The sequence below is a fragment of the Bartonella sp. MR168JLCBS genome (genome assembly GCF_042194175.1).
The window spans coordinates 1-705 of the sequence record NZ_JBHIMP010000379.1; the positions used below are offsets into that span (position 1 = coordinate 1).

At 34.8% G+C, this 705-nt stretch carries 1 pseudogene; it reads left to right on the top strand.

Features of this window, described 5'->3' with window-relative positions:
• Nucleotides 1–128: 128 nt before the first annotated feature.
• Nucleotides 129–691, top strand: a pseudogene (locus tag ACFIK8_RS11500) (cytochrome c1); the annotation flags it as partial.
• Nucleotides 692–705 lie beyond the last annotated feature (14 nt).

A 705-nucleotide genomic window follows, 5' to 3' on the forward strand; every position in this document is an offset into this window, starting at 1 on the left:
TTATTTTATATTCTTTTTAATTGTTTTGCCGATCGTACCTCTTTTTGAAAGGAGTCGTTCTCTTCCTGCTCCAATTATTGAAGATATGAAACCGAAAAAACAATAGATTGATTATTATATTATTATAGATTTTTTTTCCGAGTGTTGCTCGTAATATTTTTGATAAAGAAAAGGAGTTTTTTCTTTCCCCTTGCGTGCTCCTAAAAAACAGGAATGGAGTTTTTCAGAGCCATTCGGGCTTTAGATAAGATGCAATTGCAAATTGCAGTGTGGGTTGAAGGTTTATAAAAAAGTCTGTTCTGGTTGCCATGGGCTAAAATATGTGGCTTTTCATGATTTAAAGGCTCTTGGCTATGATCAGGAACAGATTAAGGCTTTTGTTAGGTAATACGAAGTGAGCGATGCTCCTAATAGAGAAGGAAAATTTTTTAAATGTGCTGGGGTTGCAACAGACACTTTTCCTTCACCCTTTGCTAACGAAGAAGAAGCAAGATTTATTCATAATAGTGCTTATCCTCCAGATTTATCATTGATGGCACATGCGTGTATCGTGTTTTTGCCGTTTCCTGCTTTTATTTCTAATATACTGAATCATTATAATACTGCTGGACCAAATTATAATTATATTACAGCTCTTTTAACACGATATCAGAAAGCGCCAGAAAATACCAAGATTGCGGATGGTTATTGGTAAAATCCCTACTT